We start from the raw sequence: 15187 nt of genomic DNA, 5'->3' as shown, positions 1-15187 counted from the left end.
TTCGCGTTTTATCAAAAGCTAAGCCCCCGCCCCGTCATGACCGATGCCATCCCGCCCGCGACCGAATCGAGCGACGCCAAGCTGCGCACCATTCTGGTCGATGTTCTCGCTCTGGAAGAAGAGCGCGTTTCCGCCTTTGACGATGACACCGAGCTGTTCGGCGCCATCCCCGAACTCGATTCGCAAGCCGTGATGGGCCTGCTGACCGAGATCGAGGATCGCTTCGGCTTTATCATCGACGATGATGACGTCGACGGCGAAATGCTGGAAACCTATGGCGCGCTATTGCGCTTTGTCATGGCGCGCCGTCCGGAATAACGCCGGTCAGGCGTCCGCCGTCTCGGCCTTGGCGAAATCCAGCGTGCCGAGGAAGCGTTCGGCATCCAGCGCCGCCATGCATCCGGTGCCCGCCGCGGTCACCGCCTGACGATAGGTGTGGTCCATGACGTCGCCGCAAGCGAACACGCCGGGCACGGCGGTCTTGGGCGTGCCCGCTTCGACCACCAGATAGCCGCTTTCGTCCATGTCCAGCTGGCCCTTGAACAATTCGGTCGCGGGCGCATGGCCGATGGCGACAAAGGCGCCCTGCGTTTCGAAACGCGATTCCTCGCCCGTCACCGTGTCTTTCAGGCGCAGGGCATTCAGCCCGCCCTCGTCACCCAGGAATTCCTCGACCGTCTTGTTCCACAGCACGCTGATCTTGGGATTGGCGAGCAGTCGATCTTCGAGGATCTTTTCCGAACGCAGCTCGTCGCGGCGATGGATCAGGGTGACGTCATCGGAATGGTTGGTAAGGTAAAGCGCCTCTTCGACGGCGGTATTGCCGCCGCCGATGACCACGACCTTCTTGCCGCGATAGAAGAACCCGTCGCAGGTGGCGCAGGCCGAAACGCCCTTGCCCGAATATTTCTGCTCACCCTCTACGCCCAGCCATTTCGCCTGCGCGCCGGTGGCGATCACCAGAACGTCGCCGATATATTCGTCGCCGCTGTCACCCACTGCCCTGAACGGCGAACCGCCCGCGATATCGACCGACAGGATCGTGTCCCACATCATGCGCGTGCCGACATGTTCGGCCTGCGCCTGCATTTCCTGCATCAGCCAAGGGCCCTGAATCACATCGCGGAAACCGGGATAATTCTCCACATCGGTGGTGATGGTCAGCTGGCCGCCGGGTTGCAGCCCCTGCACCACGATCGGTTCCATCCCAGCGCGCGCGCCATAGATCGCGGCAGACAGGCCCGCCGGGCCAGAGCCGATGATGAGCATGCGAGTTTTATGGGTGGTCATGGTCGGGTTCCCGTCAAATGATGCGCCAAGGCTGTATCGGGCCACGATCTAGGCAAACGGCCCGGCAATGCAATGGCCAGACGGGGATAGGATTTATTGCGTCCCCAGATAGCTGCCCTTAGGCCGCCATCCGGGCGCGGCAAGGTCGAAGCCGGCAAATTCGAACCCCGGCGCAACGATACAGCTGACCAGCACCCAGCCGTGCGCCGCATGGGCGGCCTGCCATTCACGCGGGCGATAGAGATGCTGCACCTGCTGCCCCGCCGCCACATCGCTGCCCAGAATCACATCGGGGAGCCGCTCCTCCCCCTCATCGCCGCGCGCGATGGACAGGGTCAGCGGCGCGCCTGCGTTGAATATCCACATTTCCGATGCATCGATCCGGTGCCAGTGCGATTTCTGCCCCTGCTCCAGCAGGAACAGGATCGCGCTGGCATGGCCGCGCTCCAGCCCGGCAGAGGGCTGCCGCCATGTTTCGCGATACCAGCCGCCTTCGGGATGGCGCTGTAATTGCAGGCTGGCGATCAGATTGGCCGCGTCCGCCATTTCAACGTTGCCCCGTCAGCAGCGGATAGGGATTGACGGCTGCACCCTCGTGCCATTGCTCGCCGGGGGCCATGGCCATGACAGCAAAATGCAGATGCGGCGCTGCGGGATCGGCGTTACCGGTGGACCCCACGCTGGCAATGCGCTGCCCCGCCCTTACCGCCTGCCCCTCGGCCAGACCGGGTGCATAGGATTGCAAATGGGCGTAGTAATAGATCCAGTTCCCGTCGCCCGACCGGATATAGACCGTCTTCCCGCCCTCGTCAGAGGTAAAGAGTTTTTCCACCGATCCCGATGCCGCCGCCATGACCGGCGTGCCCGCTGGCGCCATGATGTCGATCGCATCGTGATGGCGGGCGCCTGCTGCGCGCGAATCGGTAAATGTATCGGTCAGCCGGTCGGCAGTTACGCCCGCGACCGGCACGATCAGATTGGCACCCGGGGCAAGCGGTTGCGGAACCGGCTCCCCCCCGCCGTCAGACATTTGCGGGTCCCCGTCCGGTTGCGCCTCTGCCGCAGCCATGACGGGTGCCGCCGCATCGGGGCGGTCCCACAACCAGCCGACGAAAAACCCGCCGATGACCAGCCACGCCAGCGAGGTAAAACCCATCGTCGTCAACACGATCCGCACATCGCGCCCGAATCTGCCTTGCGGTTTGGCGGTCGGTGCGGATGGGGGCGCTGGCGCGGCTTCTGGCGGGGCGGTCACCGGTTCGGTCATGGCTGGAAATGCACCTCCGTCGATTGCGACACCATTTGCGCCAGCCGCGCCGCATCCCAATTGGTCAGCCGCACACAGCCATGGCTTTGCGCCCTGCCTATCGTCTGCGGCTCGGGCGTTCCGTGGATACCATAATGCTCTTTCGACAGGTCGATCCAGACCACGCCGACGGGACCATTGGGTCCGGGGGGCAATTGCTGCTTCTCCTCGCTGTCGGGCACATCCCAGAATAGCGCGGGATCATAGGCGAAGGGCGGATTATAGGCCGTGCCAAGTATCTTCCAGTCGCCGATCGGCAGCGGATCATGCTCCGATCCGCTGCTGACGGTGAACGCACCGATGATCTTGCCGCTCCCGTCATAGGCGATCAGCGTATCGTCGGACTTGTCGACAACGATGCGCGCTGCCTTTGGCTGGTCGCTGCCGACACCCAGATCGCGCAATGTATCGCGCCATGTGGCGTCCAGATCGGCGCTGGCGTCGATAAAATCCGCACCGATATTGGGCACGCGGATTTTCTGACCTGCAGTAAAATGGCTGATCGGTCCGGATGAAGTGTTATCGCCTGAGGCTGATTCGGTCGCGGCACTGCCCGCCCGCGCCGCATCGCCGGGGGAATTCAGCATTTTCAGGACATCGACGGTGGTGTGGAAGCGTTCGGCCAGCTTTTCGTCCAGCGATTCATATCCCATCCGGCTCAATTCCGCCTGCTCTGCCGGATCGTCGGGCAGCTTTTCGAACCGGCCTACGGCGAATTCGGCCGGGATGGTCACGATCCGCGTGGCGGGCACGGCTTTGGCACCCGAAGGCGTCGATGTGGGCATCTCGGCCCGCTGGCCGCTGTCGACCGCGGTGGTGCCCAGCAGGGCCGCGCGCGTCGCATCGTCCAGACTGCCGCTTTCCGGCAGCCCGTTAGCCTGCTGGAACGCCCGCAGCGCGTTTTCGGTGCTCAACCCCATCTCTCCGTCGATCACGCCGGGAGAGAAGCCCATGCGGTCGAGGATGACTTGTGCCTGCATGACGGGCCGTTCTTCGGTATCGGCCAGTGCGTCGGGGGCCGCAGCCTCGTTATCGCGGCTGCGCATGGCATCGGCGTAATTGCTGTCGGCTTCGGGTGCCGCGGCAGCCTGCTCCTGCGCGGGTTCATCCGCCGAACCGCAAGCGGCGAGAGCCAGCGCGAGCGCAAACGGTGCCGCGATCGTGGCGGCCTTCGTATAATTGGGCGATCGTTTGGGCATTATCTTCCCTTCTTATGTCGTTTCATCGCCTTAACGGCTGGAAACGGCGAAGGGTCCGCGCCCTGAACGAGCGCGCGATCAGTCCTCCGGCGGCGGGGGCGCGTCGGCAATGACCCTGGCAAAGGCGCGCACGGCGGCTTCCTCGTCGCCGTTCCAGACCGCACCCGATACGGCCAGGAAATCCGCGCCCGCCGTCACCAGCGGGGCGCAGTTATCGGGCGTGATCCCGCCAATCGCCACGCTGGGAATTTCGAAGATACGATACCACCATTCCAGCGTCTCCAGATCGGCGCGATGCTCGGTATCCTTGGTCGTACTGGGGAAGAACGCGCCGAATGCGACATAATCGGCGCCCGCCTCGCCCGCTTCCATCGCAAGATGGCGGCTGTCGTGGCAGGTCACGCCGATCTGCGCGTCGCGCCCCAGTTCCTCGCGCGCTTCCTTTACCGAACCGTCCTTCTGGCCCAGATGCACGCCATCGGCCTTCAGCCTTTTGGCAAGCGGCACCGAATCGTTGACGATAAAGCCCACCTCCCGCTCCGCGCAGATCGCCTGCAGGGGCGCGGCCAATGCGGCCGCCTCGTGCTGGTCCACATTCTTCACGCGGAACTGGAAGGCCGTGACCAGGCCCGGCGCGGCATCGATGGCGCGGGCCAGCCGCTGCGGAAAATCGCCCGAGACGTCGAGCGGCGAAATAAGATAGAGTTGCGTCGCGTTCATCCGCGACCGTCTAATGCGGCCGGAACGGAGAGTGAAGCCTTATGCGTTATGGAATTGCGCTTATCTTGCCGATGGCCGCGCTGGCAGGCTGTGCCGGCTATGCGGGCGATGCCCCGATCGTCGAAGGCGGGCCGGTCGCAGCCGAAGGGAGCGCGGTTGCTTTGGGCCAGCCGGTAGCGGCGGGCGATGTCGTGCTGACCCCCATGGCAGTGATAGAGGACAGCCGGTGCGCCACGGGCACGCAATGCGTCTGGGCGGGCCGTGCAGTGGTGACGACGCGCATCGATGGCGCCGGATGGCGCGAGACCGTCGACTTGGTCGCAGGAGACAGCACCGCCGTGCGCGATTACGGCATCATCCTCGCGCATGTCGCGCCCGAACGAACGGCGGGTGGCGACATCGCCGCGGGCGATTACCGCTTTATCTTCATGGTGGAATGAAAGTTCACGCGAAACGGGAAAGGCCGCCCTTCCCCATGGAAAGGCGGCCCCTTTGAACCGGTATCGTGTCCCGATCAGGCGACGCTGGCCGCGTGGATCTTGTCGATGGCTGCCGACAGGGTGCCGTCGAATTCCTCGGCAGTCTGACCGGCACGCAGATCCTGCAGCAGGCCGCGGCTGAAGCTGGCGATCATGCCCTTGTTCTTGGCAAGATGTTCACAAGCTTCCTCGGTGCTATAGCCTCCCGACAGGGCGACGACGGCCAGAACCTTGGGATGCGCGATCAGCTCGGCATAAAGGTTCGCCTCGACCGGGATCGAGAGTTTCAGCATGATCTGCTCGCCCTCGGGCACGGTGGGAAGCAGCTTCAGGATTTCTTCCTTCAGCATCTTCTCACCCTCGGCGCGACCCTCGGACTTGATCGAGTACTCGGGCTCCAGCATCGGCACCAGCCCGTGCGACAGGACCTGCATGCCCACTTCGAACTGCTGCTTGACGATGGCGGCAATGCCTTCTGCATTCGCCGCGTTGATGACCGAACGTTCCTTGGTGCCGAAAACGCCCAGACCCTTGGCGCGGGTCAGCAGCGCATCAAGCTCGGGCATGGGCTTCATCAGCTGAACGCCATTCGCCTCGTCCTCCAGCCCCTTGTCGATCTTGATAAAGGGCACGATGCCCCGATCGATCAGTGCCTGCGGCGTCGGCTTGCCCTCGACCATGCCGTCCATGGTCTTTTCGAACAGGATCGCGCCGATGACCTTGCCCTTCGAAAAACAGGGCGAGGTGATGATGCGGCTGCGCATCTCGTGGATCTTGCCGAACATTTCATCGTCGCCCGACCATTCATGATCCTCGACGCCATAGCCCCGCAGCGCCTTGGGAGTGGAACCGCCCGACTGGTCGAGCGCGGCAATAAAGCCCTGCCCCTCGGCGATCTGCTTCTTCATATCCATCGTCAATGCTCTCCAATTGATCGACAACGGCCCCCGATCGGGCCAACTGATTTAAACCGTAAGGGCCGCAACGCCCGGCAATTCCTTACCTTCCATCCATTCGAGGAAGGCGCCGCCAGCCGTTGAAATATAGGAAAACTGGTCGGCCACACCGGCATGATTGAGCGCCGCGACCGTGTCGCCGCCGCCCGCTACCGACACCAGCGACCCCTCGGTCGTCAGTGCCGCCGCAATCTTGGCCAGCTTGACCGTCGCCTCGTCGAAAGGTGCGGTCTCGAACGCGCCCATCGGGCCGTTCCACACCAGCGTCTTGCAGGTCTTGAGCACATCGCCCAGCGCTTCCACCGCCTGCGGCCCGACGTCGAGGATCATCTCGTCCGCAGCCACCTCGTGCACATTGCAGATGCGCAGCGACGGCGGGTTGGCCGCGAATTCCTTGGACACCACCACGTCATAGGGCAGATGCACGGTACAGCCCAACGCATCGGCGGCCTCCATGATCTTGTCCGCCGTGGCGGTCAGATCGTGTTCGCACAGCGACTTGCCCACATCCACGCCGCGCGCGGCAAGGAAGGTGTTGGCCATGCCCCCGCCGATGATCAGGTGATCGACCTGCCCCACCAGATGTTCCAGTACGGCCAGCTTCGACGAAACCTTGGCCCCGCCGACGACTGCCGCGACCGGCTTTTCGGGTGAGCCCAGCGCCTTGTCGAGCGCCTCCAGCTCCTTTTGCATCGCGCGGCCTGCATAGGACGGCAACAGCTTCGTCAGACCTTCCGTGCTGGCATGGGCGCGGTGCGCGGCGGAAAAGGCATCGTTCACATAGAAATCGCCGTTCGCCGCAATGGCCGCCGCGAAATCGGGATCGTTCTTTTCTTCACCCGGCCAAAAGCGCGTGTTTTCAAGGATCGCGATGTCGCCGTCGCGCATGATGCCGATCGACTGGTCGACCACCTCGCCCGCCACTTCGGGGACGAACATGATTTCGCGGCCCAGCACGTCCTGAACGGCGTCGACGACCATCGACAGGCTCATCACCGAATTGCGCGCGCCCTTGGGGCGGCCGAAATGGGCCAGCAACAGCACCTTGGCACCGGCATCGGCCAGTTCCAGAATGGTCGGGGCGCTGGCATTGATGCGGGTCTTGTCGGTTACCTGACCGCCGTTCATCGGCAGGTTCAGATCGACACGCACCAGCGCGACCTTGCCTTTTACAGCGCCGATATCGTCCAGCGTCTTGAAAGCGCTCATTCCTCAATCCTTATCTGATCGCCAACGCGGATGGTGCCGTCCACCAGCACGCGGCCCAGCACGCCGCCGCGCCAGTCGGGTGTCAGCGCGGCTTTCAATCCGGGGCGGATTTCTTCCATGCGGCTGCAGGGATCGCATTCCTGCACTGCCTCTATCACCAGTGTTTCGCCGATATGGATGCGCGCGCCTTCACGCCGTGGCAGGGCGACCCCCTCCACCAGCAGATTGGCGCGGCGCTGCCACCATTCGATGGCATCTTCATCCAGTTCAAGATCGGATAAAGCGGCGGCCCAATCTTCCGCCGCGATCAGTGAAACCTGCCGCTTGCGCGGTCCGTCGGGCTTCATCGCGCCGCGATAATCGCCGTGAATACCCTCGCGGATCGTCACGGCGACTTCGTCGACGGTTTCAATAGGGCCACGCGGACGATCGTGCCTGGCGATGCCTGCCAATCGTCCGCTGCTCATGCCCCGTGCTCCCCCGCTTTCCTTAAAGGAAGCTCGCCATCACTCCGGCGGTGTCGATCATGCGGTTGGAGAAGCCCCATTCATTGTCGTACCAGCTGACGACGCGGGCCAGCTTGCCTTCCATGACCGAGGTTTCGAGGCTGTCGATGGTCGAGCTGGCGGGATAATGGTTGAAATCCGACGACACCAGCGGCTGGTCGGTAAAGGCCAGAACGCCCTTCATCGGGCCTTCCGAGGCAGCCTTCAGCGCGGCGTTGATCTCGTCCTTGGTCACGTCCTTCTTGGGGACGAAGACCAGATCGACCAGCGACACGTTCGGGGTCGGCACGCGGACCGACGAACCGTCGAGCTTGCCGTTCAGTTCGGGCAGCACGAGGCCGACCGCGCGGGCCGCGCCCGTAGTGGTCGGGATCATATTGGTCGCACCGGCGCGCGCACGGCGCATGTCGCTGTGCATCTGGTCCAGCATGCGCTGATCGTTGGTATAGCTGTGGATGGTGGTCATAAAGCCGCGCTCGATACCAAAGGCATCGTTCAGCACCTTGGCAACCGGAGCAAGGCAGTTGGTGGTGCAGCTGGCATTGGACACGACGATATCGTCTGCGGTCAGCACGTTCTGGTTCACGCCGAACACGACGGTCTGGTCCACACCCGACGCGGGGGCGGAAATCAGCACGCGCTTCGCACCTGCGGTCAGGTGCGGGCTGGACGCTTCCTTCGACTGGAAGAAACCGGTGCATTCCAGCACGATATCCACGCCCATCGCTGCATGCGGCAGGTTCGCGGGGTCGCGCTCTGCGGTCACGGCGATCTTCTTGCCGTTGACGGTGATGCTGTCATCGCCTGCCTCGACCGTGCCGGGGAAGCGGCCGTGGGTCGAATCGTACTGGAACAGAAGCGCATTGGCCTTGACGCTGGCCAGATCGTTGATGGCAACAAGCTCCAGATCATGGTCGTCACGCTCAAGCAAAGCGCGCGCGACAAGCCGCCCGATACGTCCGAATCCGTTGATCGCAACCTTGGTCGCCATTGAATTATGCTCCTGTTATACGGCCATTTTATCGAGCCGGAGTTCAGTTTCCGGCCAGTGCAGCCTTGATTTTGGCGGTGACCGCCTCGGCCGTAAAGCCAAAGCGCGCGAAAAGTTCGTCCGCGGGTGCGGATGCGCCGAAACGGTCGATCCCGATATTAAGCCCTCGCGCCATCGTGTAGCGTTCCCAGCCCTGCGTGACACCCGCCTCGATGGATACCCGCAGTATCTCCGAGGGATTAACCTCCGGAAGAAGTTCCTCTTTATAGGCAGCGTCCTGCTGCTCGAACAGGTCGAGGCAAGGCATCGAAAGGACATCCGCACCGATGCCCTCGGCTTCCAGAGCCTTGGCCGTCTCGATCGCGACATGCACTTCCGAACCCGAAGCCATCAGGATCACCTTGCGCTCGGCTTCCGCCGATTTCAGGCGATAGCCGCCACGCGAAGACCGGTTCGACAGGCGGGTCCAGTTCTCGTCACCCTCTCCGCGAAGCTGCGGCAGGTTCTGGCGGGTCAGCGCCAGCACCGAGGGCGCGTCGGATGTTTCCAGCGCCAGCGCCCAGCATTCTGCGGTTTCGATGATGTCGGCGGGGCGGAACACGTTGAGGTTCGGGATCAGGCGCAGGCTCATCACCTGCTCGACCGGCTGGTGGGTCGGCCCGTCCTCACCCAGACCGATCGAATCGTGGGTCAGCACGAAGATCGAGCGGGTCTGCTGAAGCGCAGCCATGCGGATCGCGTTGCGGGCATAATCGCTGAAGATCAGGAACGTGCCGCCATAGGGGACCACGCCGCCATGCAGCGCCATGCCGTTCATCGCACAGGCCATGCCGAATTCGCGAATGCCGTAATAGACATAGCGGCCCGCGTAATTATCGGCCGTCAGCGGATCGGTGAACTTGGTCTTGGTGTTGTTCGATCCGGTCAGGTCGGCGCTGCCGCCGATCAGGCTGGGCAGCTTTTCGGTCAGCGGGCCCAGCGCCATTTCGCTCGCCTTGCGGGTCGCGACCGTCTTGGGTTCGGCGGCAAGGCCGGTGATGAAGCCTTCCAGTGCCGCGCTCGCCAGATCGCCGACGGGCATCATATGCTGTTCCCACTCGCCGCGATTGGGCGCGCTTTCCAGACGCGCATTCCATTCGGCATGGGCGGACTTGCCCCGCTCTCCGGTCTTGCGCCAGTCGGCCAGGATATCGGCGGGGACGACGAAGGGTTCGGCCGTCCAGCCCAGTTCCGCGCGGGCAGCGGCCACTTCGTCCGCTCCCAGCGCCGCGCCATGCACGCCGCTGGTCCCCTGCTTGTTGGGCGCACCCTTGCCGATGATCGTCTTGCAGGCAATCAGCGAAGGGCGCGGATCGGCCAGCGCCTCGTCGATGGCCTTGCGGATAGAGGCGGCGTCATGCCCGTCGCAGCGCACCGTGTGCCATTTGGCCGACCGGTAACGCGCCTCGATATCCTCGCTCGACGACAGGCCGACGGCACCGTCGATGGTGATGTTGTTGTCATCCCAGAACACGATCAGGCGGCCCAGTTCCAGATGGCCGGCCAGTCCGATGGCTTCGTGGTTCACGCCTTCCATCAGGCAGCCGTCGCCTGCGATGACCCATGTGCGGTGATCGACAAGGCCGTCACCGAACTTGGCGTTCAGATGCCGTTCGGCCATTGCCATGCCCACCGCCATGGCAAGGCCCTGCCCCAGCGGGCCGGTCGTGCATTCGACACCCGGCAGCAGGAAATTCTCAGGATGGCCGGCGCAGGGGCTGCCCAGCTGGCGGAAACGGCTGATCTCGTCCATCGTCGGATTGGCATAGCCCGACAGGTGCAGCAGCGAGTAGATCAGCATCGAGCCATGGCCCGCCGACAGTACGAAGCGGTCGCGGTCCATCCAGTCCGGTGCCGAAGGATCGAATTTCAGATATTCGCCCCACAGAACGGTCGCCACTTCGGCCATGCCCATCGGCATGCCGGGGTGTCCCGAATTGGCCGCCTGCACAGCGTCCATGCTCAGCGCGCGAATGGCATTTGCCATGGGGCCGATGCTGGCCTCGGCGATGGGGGTGTCGATGCTCATAGGGGTAATCCGGGCCTTCCCAATCATAGGTCCGAACGGCCAGCAGGCGGCGGCCGATTCGGCTTGCGCGCGTGCAATGGGACGCAGGCCCCGCCTCGTCAAGGCTGCCCCGCTCTGCCGCCGTGGGTGACCGGACCGGCGCAAAACTTTTGAAATCAACGCGCACCGGCGGCCTGAGGCTGAAGGTTCATGCAACTTTACCGCTGCGTTACGATGGATTAACTTTGTTTGTTATGACCCAGGATCAGGAATTGCCACGCGCGCGACGCACAGGCAACGGCAGTCGAGCGACGGAGCATACCTATGGCGAAAGCTAATCCGCAGTCGCTCTTTACCGACGATCATGGCGGAGCGACGATGGACGGCGCCTCGCCCCTATATCAGGATGGCGAGGATAAAGGTCGCCTCGACCTCTCCTTCGCCCGGCTCGACGCAGCCCTTTCGCGACTGGAGCGTGCGGCGGTTCTGCGCCCCCGTGGCGATGACGAACAGGAAAAGCTGAGGCAGGAAAATGTCCGCCTGCGCGCCACGGTCGGAGAAGCATTGGGCGAGCTTGACAAGGTGCTGGCGGAACTGGACGCCGATGGCTGAGGCGTATCTGTAATGGCCGACAGCAATCTGATGCTGGAAATCGCCGGTCGCCGGTTCGCCGTATCCTGCCGCAAGGGCGAGGAAGCGCATATCACCGCGCTGGGCCGCATGATCGACGGCAAGGCGCGCGCGGCGGGCGCGGTCGAAATGTCCGAACCGCGCATGTTGCTGTTCGCCGCGCTGATGTTGGCGGACGAGCTCGACGCCTTGCGCAAATCGCCCGACCTGCCCCGCCCTGCCATCGACGATCATTTGCGCGATACGCTGGCCAATCGTGTCGATTCGCTGACACAGCGCATCGAAAATATCGCAAGACATCTTGAGGGCGAGGACCACCACGCCTAGATCGCATGGCGACGGGTTCTGCCCGGCACGAGCCGACAGAACATCCCTGAGGCTATAAACAATCCTAGGGGGCTGACCCTGAACCGGCTCGTGGGCCGGGGCATTCGGTCCCCACCTGATGCTTGAGGCGTCAGAGGATATCATACGGCAAACGACCCATGGTGGGCCCGTCACTATTTTACCGGAAACGGGGTTGAAGTTGGAAGCCAAGCGCAATCTTCGCAAGAACCTGCGCAAGGCGCGGCTGGATCATGTCGCTTCCTTGCCCGATTCGGTGCGCGGATTGCTGTTCAGGCGCCCGCCCGCCCCGATCGAGGCGCTGGTTCCCGCCGGTGCGGTCATCGGCCTGTATCACCCCACTATCGGCGAAGCGCCCACCGGCGGCTATGCCCGCTTTTTCGCAGAGACCGGCCATGCGCTCGCCCTGCCCCGCTTTGCCGATCAGGACGCGGTGATGGAATTTGCGCAATGGTCCGACCCTTGGGGCGACGCCGATCTGGAAGTCGGCCCCTATGGCGCGCTGCAACCGTCGGGCGATGCCGATGTGCTGGACCCCGATGTACTGATCGTGCCGCTGCTGGGCTTTACCGCCAGCGGGGCACGACTGGGTCAGGGCGGCGGTCATTACGACCGCTGGCTGGCCGAACATCCCGACACGCTCGCCATCGGCCTTGCGTGGGATGTGCAGGAACTGCCCGCCCTTCCCGTCGAAGCGCATGACAGGCCGCTGGCCGCCGTGGTGACGCCGCAGCGCATGTTCGGCCCCTTCGGACTGGTCGGCGCGCGATGAGCAGGCCCGACTGGCAACCGACATGGCGCAAGCCCGTGGGCATCCTTCTGCTGCTGCTCGCGCTGATGATCTATGCCGGAATTTGCGTCACGCTGGTCGAACCGGTTTCACGCTGGCATGTCCTGTTGCAGGTGCCGGTGTGGCTGGTGCTCGGCGTGCTCTGGCTGCTCCCGCTCAAGCGTTTTCTGATCTGGATGGAAACGGGCCGCTGGCGCTGATCGCGCCGCATTTCGCATAGCGCAAACGACTTCCGGGCCAGTCCGAAGACCGGCCCGAAGCGTTTATTCTCAACATGTTAGAGAATTCCCAAGGTGGCGCGAGTGACGGGGCTCGAACCCGCGACCTCCGGCGTGACAGGCCGGCGCTCTAACCAACTGAGCTACACCCGCGTATGCCTTGTTAGGGGCAGTCCGTGGAGGCGTGCGCCCCTTGGGAGCCGCGCAACTAGGGCAGGCATTTCGCCCTGTCAACGGCTTTCAAATACAAAAAATGACGAATTTTTGAATCCCGCCGTTTCCCGCGGATTTATACCGCCACCGGCGCCGAGATATGCGCCTGCGGCGTATAGCCCTCGACCGCGAAATCCTCGATCCGGTAGTCGAAAATCGAATCCGGCTTGCGCAGGATCGCCAATTTCGGATCGCCAACGGGCGTGCGCGTCAATTGCTCTTCGACCAGATCGGCGTGATTGAGGTAAAGATGCACGTCGCCGCCCATCCATGTGAACTCCCCCGGCTCCAGACCGGCCTGCTGCGCCAGCATCACTTGCAGCAAGGCCGCCGACCACAGGTTGAAAGGCAGTCCCAGCGCAATGTCGCAACTGCGCTGGAACATCAGCCCGTTGAGCTTTCCGTCCGCCACATGGAACTGATAGGTCTTGTGACAAGGCGGCAGGGCCATCAGGTCCAGCTCGGCCACGTTCCAGCCTTCGAGTATGTGGCGACGGCTGCCGGGATTGTTACGCAGGCTGTCGACCAGTCCGGCAATCTGATTGACCCCCTCGCCTTTTCTGTACAGCCCGTCGCCCGCAGGCAGATAGACCGGCCAGTCCACCCATTGCTTGCCGTAAACCGGCCCAAGCTCTCCCCATTGCGCCGCAAACTCGGCATCGTCGGCGATGCGGGCCGAGAAATCCTCCATGCCGATATCCTCGCCCGTCGCGGCGCGATATTTGGCCAGCGGCCAATCGGTCCAGATCCCTACCCGCTGCTGCACCAGCGAGCGGATATTGGTGTCGCCCGTCAGGAACCACAGCAATTCGCGAGTCGCCGTTTTCCAGTACACGCGCTTTGTCGTGATCAACGGCATCGCGCCGCCCGACAGGTCGAATCGCATCGTCTCGCCAAACAGGGATCGCGTGCCGACACCGGTGCGATCGCTCCGCTCGCTTCCCTGCTCCCAAACGCGGCGCATCAGGCCCAGATACTGGTCTTCGTAATGCGCGTGTCTTTCTTCGCTCGCACGCGCGCGCGAAGATTCCTGGGCGGATGGGGCGGTTTGTTCTGCGTGACTGGCCATGCTCGGCAGCATAGACCAAGCCTTGGCCAAGCGCGCTGCGCCCGTGCGCAAAACCTTGTGGATAGGCTGTGCGGGGGGATGTGGATGAAAACTTGCGAAATGCCCGCTTGCCAGCCCCGCTCCGCCCGCCTATAGGCGCGCCTCTGCCTCACCGCCCGCAAGCCGGGCGCGTCCGGTCGGGGAGTAGCTCAGCCTGGTAGAGCACTGTCTTCGGGAGGCAGGGGCCGGAGGTTCGAATCCTCTCTCCCCGACCATTTCATCCCTTGTAACGGCCTGAACACGGGCCGGCAGCGTGGATGTCGAAACGTCATTGTTCCAACAGCGCATCCACCGCTTTTCCACAGCGGCGGGTACCCTATCCCTTTCCCCGAACACATCTTTTTTGGGTAGTTTTGGGACGCCCCCAATTCGCAAGCGCAATATTAACTTGCCTGCGGTATCATCCGCGCAGGTCAGGCAGAGGATGCACGTCGATATTGCCCCTGCTCCTTGCGCTCCTGTCCCGGAATTTGGCCACGGCCGGTTACCAAAGGTACAGTCATAGTGACGATGCATGCGCGGTTTTCGGTCGATCCGGTGGCGATTTCGCCCTTCAGGACCGTTCGCGAGATTGCGGAATCGACGGCTACCACTCCCGGTCACCAGGCCATGGCCAAGATGGCCTGTTTCGTATCGCAAAAGCTTGCCAGCAAGCACGCCGATCTGGGCCGTGCGGGACCCGTCTGCCCGTTTGCACGGCGCGGCGCGGCCAGCGGCGGCATCCGCTTTGCCGATTGCACCGCCGGACCGGATGACGAGGCGCAGATTACCGGCCTGATGACAAAGGTCAGGGACGAATTTCTGGAATGGGGCGAAAAGTCGGGCATTCCGCCCATGTTGCGCGCCTATGTGGTGACCTTTTCGGCGCTTGGCGGTGCCAAAGATGCCGCCATGATCGAAAATGTGCAGAAAAGGCTGAAGCCCGATTATGTCGAACGGGGGCTTATGATCGGCCAGTTCTATCCGGGCTGCGAGGAAAGCGGCATTCGCAATCCCGATTTCCGCCCGCTCGATGCGCCGGTGATCAGCCTTGCCGTGCGCTTTATGGCACTGGCTGATGCGCCCTTTATGCTGGGCGATGCGCAATTCCGCGCCGCTTTCGTGGCGCGGCACGGGGCTGCGGGCGAAAGGGAACTGGCTCTGGCGGAGCAGGCCCGTCCGGCCGCCGCTGGGTGAGGTC

The 15187-nt window shown here is 63.4% G+C and carries 18 protein-coding genes and 2 tRNA genes; 8 read left to right on the top strand and 12 right to left on the bottom strand.

Annotated elements, in window-relative coordinates:
• The first annotated feature begins 36 nt into the window (after nucleotides 1–36).
• Entirely contained in the window at nucleotides 37–318 is a 282-nt protein-coding gene (locus LOZ74_RS06975) for an acyl carrier protein (RefSeq protein WP_230281337.1), read from the top strand.
• Nucleotides 319–324: 6 nt separating this feature from the next.
• Here the strand turns inward: LOZ74_RS06975 and trxB are convergent, their stop codons facing one another.
• The 5 genes from trxB to thiE all read right to left on the bottom strand — a co-directional run bounded on the left by trxB (nucleotide 325) and on the right by thiE (nucleotide 4515).
• Nucleotides 325–1290, bottom strand: coding sequence for a thioredoxin-disulfide reductase (gene trxB / locus LOZ74_RS06970; RefSeq protein ID WP_230293441.1), 966 nt, complete (start codon nucleotides 1288–1290; stop codon nucleotides 325–327).
• Nucleotides 1291–1383: 93 nt separating this feature from the next.
• Nucleotides 1384–1836: a cupin domain-containing protein gene (locus LOZ74_RS06965; RefSeq protein WP_230293440.1), complete on the bottom strand. Its 453-nt coding sequence runs from the start codon at nucleotides 1834–1836 to the stop codon at nucleotides 1384–1386.
• Between the two features lies 1 nt (nucleotide 1837).
• Nucleotides 1838–2359: a M23 family metallopeptidase gene (locus LOZ74_RS06960; RefSeq protein WP_370638905.1), complete on the bottom strand. Its 522-nt coding sequence runs from the start codon at nucleotides 2357–2359 to the stop codon at nucleotides 1838–1840.
• Between the two features lie 194 nt (nucleotides 2360–2553).
• Nucleotides 2554–3795, bottom strand: a complete 1242-nt coding sequence (locus LOZ74_RS06955) for a L,D-transpeptidase family protein (protein WP_230293438.1) — start codon at nucleotides 3793–3795, stop codon at nucleotides 2554–2556.
• 78 nt (nucleotides 3796–3873) lie between these two features.
• Nucleotides 3874–4515 (bottom strand): thiamine phosphate synthase, encoded by a 642-nt coding sequence (thiE, locus tag LOZ74_RS06950; RefSeq protein WP_230293437.1) that lies wholly within the window; start codon nucleotides 4513–4515, stop codon nucleotides 3874–3876.
• 41 nt (nucleotides 4516–4556) lie between these two features.
• On the opposite strand from thiE, the gene LOZ74_RS06945 reads away from it, so the two are divergent.
• Nucleotides 4557–4955, top strand: coding sequence for a hypothetical protein (locus LOZ74_RS06945; protein ID WP_230293436.1), 399 nt, complete (start codon nucleotides 4557–4559; stop codon nucleotides 4953–4955).
• Between the two features lie 74 nt (nucleotides 4956–5029).
• On the opposite strand, the gene LOZ74_RS06940 is transcribed toward LOZ74_RS06945, so the two are convergent.
• Genes LOZ74_RS06940 through tkt form a run of 5 tightly spaced genes read right to left on the bottom strand, consistent with a single transcriptional unit; the run spans nucleotide 5030 to nucleotide 10724 of the window.
• Nucleotides 5030–5902, bottom strand: coding sequence for a fructose bisphosphate aldolase (locus tag LOZ74_RS06940; protein WP_230293435.1), 873 nt, complete (start codon nucleotides 5900–5902; stop codon nucleotides 5030–5032).
• 57 nt (nucleotides 5903–5959) lie between these two features.
• On the bottom strand, nucleotides 5960–7159 hold the full coding sequence (gene pgk, locus LOZ74_RS06935) for a phosphoglycerate kinase (RefSeq protein WP_230293434.1): 1200 nt from the start codon (nucleotides 7157–7159) through the stop codon (nucleotides 5960–5962).
• Nucleotides 7156–7626, bottom strand: a complete 471-nt coding sequence (locus LOZ74_RS06930; protein ID WP_230293433.1) for an MOSC domain-containing protein — start codon at nucleotides 7624–7626, stop codon at nucleotides 7156–7158. Before LOZ74_RS06930 ends, pgk begins: the two co-directional genes overlap by 4 nt.
• Before the next feature lie 22 nt (nucleotides 7627–7648).
• Entirely contained in the window at nucleotides 7649–8656 is a 1008-nt protein-coding gene (gene gap, locus LOZ74_RS06925; protein ID WP_230293432.1) for a type I glyceraldehyde-3-phosphate dehydrogenase, read from the bottom strand.
• Nucleotides 8657–8699: 43 nt separating this feature from the next.
• On the bottom strand, nucleotides 8700–10724 hold the full coding sequence (gene tkt / locus LOZ74_RS06920; protein WP_230293431.1) for a transketolase: 2025 nt from the start codon (nucleotides 10722–10724) through the stop codon (nucleotides 8700–8702).
• A gap of 303 nt (nucleotides 10725–11027) precedes the next feature.
• On the opposite strand from tkt, the gene LOZ74_RS06915 reads away from it, so the two are divergent.
• From LOZ74_RS06915 to LOZ74_RS06900, 4 genes are all read left to right on the top strand, one after another.
• A complete protein-coding gene (locus LOZ74_RS06915) occupies nucleotides 11028–11315 on the top strand; it encodes a hypothetical protein (protein ID WP_230293430.1) in 288 nt (95 codons plus the stop codon).
• Between the two features lie 12 nt (nucleotides 11316–11327).
• Nucleotides 11328–11660 carry a cell division protein ZapA gene (locus LOZ74_RS06910; protein WP_230281350.1) on the top strand — a complete coding sequence of 111 codons (333 nt, stop codon included), beginning with the start codon at nucleotides 11328–11330 and terminating at the stop codon, nucleotides 11658–11660.
• Nucleotides 11661–11853: 193 nt separating this feature from the next.
• Nucleotides 11854–12450 (top strand): 5-formyltetrahydrofolate cyclo-ligase, encoded by a 597-nt coding sequence (locus tag LOZ74_RS06905; protein WP_230293429.1) that lies wholly within the window; start codon nucleotides 11854–11856, stop codon nucleotides 12448–12450.
• Nucleotides 12447–12668: a DUF2842 domain-containing protein gene (locus LOZ74_RS06900; protein WP_230293428.1), complete on the top strand. Its 222-nt coding sequence runs from the start codon at nucleotides 12447–12449 to the stop codon at nucleotides 12666–12668. The genes LOZ74_RS06905 and LOZ74_RS06900 overlap by 4 nt, the downstream gene beginning before the upstream one ends.
• 94 nt (nucleotides 12669–12762) lie before the next feature.
• Here the strand turns inward: LOZ74_RS06900 and LOZ74_RS06895 are convergent.
• A tRNA-Asp gene (locus tag LOZ74_RS06895) sits at nucleotides 12763–12839 on the bottom strand.
• A gap of 136 nt (nucleotides 12840–12975) precedes the next feature.
• On the bottom strand, nucleotides 12976–13863 hold the full coding sequence (thyA, locus tag LOZ74_RS06890; protein WP_230293427.1) for a thymidylate synthase: 888 nt from the start codon (nucleotides 13861–13863) through the stop codon (nucleotides 12976–12978).
• Between the two features lie 282 nt (nucleotides 13864–14145).
• Between thyA and LOZ74_RS06885 the strand changes: the two genes are divergently transcribed.
• Together LOZ74_RS06885 and LOZ74_RS06880 are read left to right on the top strand one after the other, a co-directional pair.
• A tRNA-Pro gene (locus tag LOZ74_RS06885) sits at nucleotides 14146–14222 on the top strand.
• Nucleotides 14223–14517: 295 nt separating this feature from the next.
• Nucleotides 14518–15183: a DUF6875 domain-containing protein gene (locus tag LOZ74_RS06880; protein ID WP_370638904.1), complete on the top strand. Its 666-nt coding sequence runs from the start codon at nucleotides 14518–14520 to the stop codon at nucleotides 15181–15183.
• Nucleotides 15184–15187 lie beyond the last annotated feature (4 nt).

The organism is Croceicoccus sp. Ery5 (assembly GCF_020985325.1).
Classification (GTDB): domain Bacteria; phylum Pseudomonadota; class Alphaproteobacteria; order Sphingomonadales; family Sphingomonadaceae; genus Croceicoccus.
The sequence above is the reverse complement of the archived record's forward strand: the minus strand, read 5'-3'. Positions and strand labels throughout refer to the sequence as shown.

Excerpts from the sequence above, each read along its gene's own strand:
- LOZ74_RS06975 (WP_230281337.1), top strand. The coding sequence starts at position 37 with ATGACCGATGCCATCCCGCCCGCGACCGAATCGAGCGACGCCAAGCTG.
- trxB (WP_230293441.1), bottom strand. The coding sequence starts at position 1,290 with ATGACCACCCATAAAACTCGCATGCTCATCATCGGCTCTGGCCCGGCG.
- LOZ74_RS06965 (WP_230293440.1), bottom strand. The coding sequence starts at position 1,836 with ATGGCGGACGCGGCCAATCTGATCGCCAGCCTGCAATTACAGCGCCAT.
- LOZ74_RS06960 (WP_370638905.1), bottom strand. The coding sequence starts at position 2,359 with ATGGCTGCGGCAGAGGCGCAACCGGACGGGGACCCGCAAATGTCTGAC.
- LOZ74_RS06955 (WP_230293438.1), bottom strand. The coding sequence starts at position 3,795 with ATGCCCAAACGATCGCCCAATTATACGAAGGCCGCCACGATCGCGGCA.
- thiE (WP_230293437.1), bottom strand. The coding sequence starts at position 4,515 with ATGAACGCGACGCAACTCTATCTTATTTCGCCGCTCGACGTCTCGGGC.
- LOZ74_RS06945 (WP_230293436.1), top strand. The coding sequence starts at position 4,557 with ATGCGTTATGGAATTGCGCTTATCTTGCCGATGGCCGCGCTGGCAGGC.
- LOZ74_RS06940 (WP_230293435.1), bottom strand. The coding sequence starts at position 5,902 with ATGAAGAAGCAGATCGCCGAGGGGCAGGGCTTTATTGCCGCGCTCGAC.
- pgk (WP_230293434.1), bottom strand. The coding sequence starts at position 7,159 with ATGAGCGCTTTCAAGACGCTGGACGATATCGGCGCTGTAAAAGGCAAG.
- LOZ74_RS06930 (WP_230293433.1), bottom strand. The coding sequence starts at position 7,626 with ATGAGCAGCGGACGATTGGCAGGCATCGCCAGGCACGATCGTCCGCGT.
- gap (WP_230293432.1), bottom strand. The coding sequence starts at position 8,656 with ATGGCGACCAAGGTTGCGATCAACGGATTCGGACGTATCGGGCGGCTT.
- tkt (WP_230293431.1), bottom strand. The coding sequence starts at position 10,724 with ATGAGCATCGACACCCCCATCGCCGAGGCCAGCATCGGCCCCATGGCA.
- LOZ74_RS06915 (WP_230293430.1), top strand. The coding sequence starts at position 11,028 with ATGGCGAAAGCTAATCCGCAGTCGCTCTTTACCGACGATCATGGCGGA.
- LOZ74_RS06910 (WP_230281350.1), top strand. The coding sequence starts at position 11,328 with ATGGCCGACAGCAATCTGATGCTGGAAATCGCCGGTCGCCGGTTCGCC.
- LOZ74_RS06900 (WP_230293428.1), top strand. The coding sequence starts at position 12,447 with ATGAGCAGGCCCGACTGGCAACCGACATGGCGCAAGCCCGTGGGCATC.
- thyA (WP_230293427.1), bottom strand. The coding sequence starts at position 13,863 with ATGCGCCGCGTTTGGGAGCAGGGAAGCGAGCGGAGCGATCGCACCGGT.
- LOZ74_RS06880 (WP_370638904.1), top strand. The coding sequence starts at position 14,518 with ATGCATGCGCGGTTTTCGGTCGATCCGGTGGCGATTTCGCCCTTCAGG.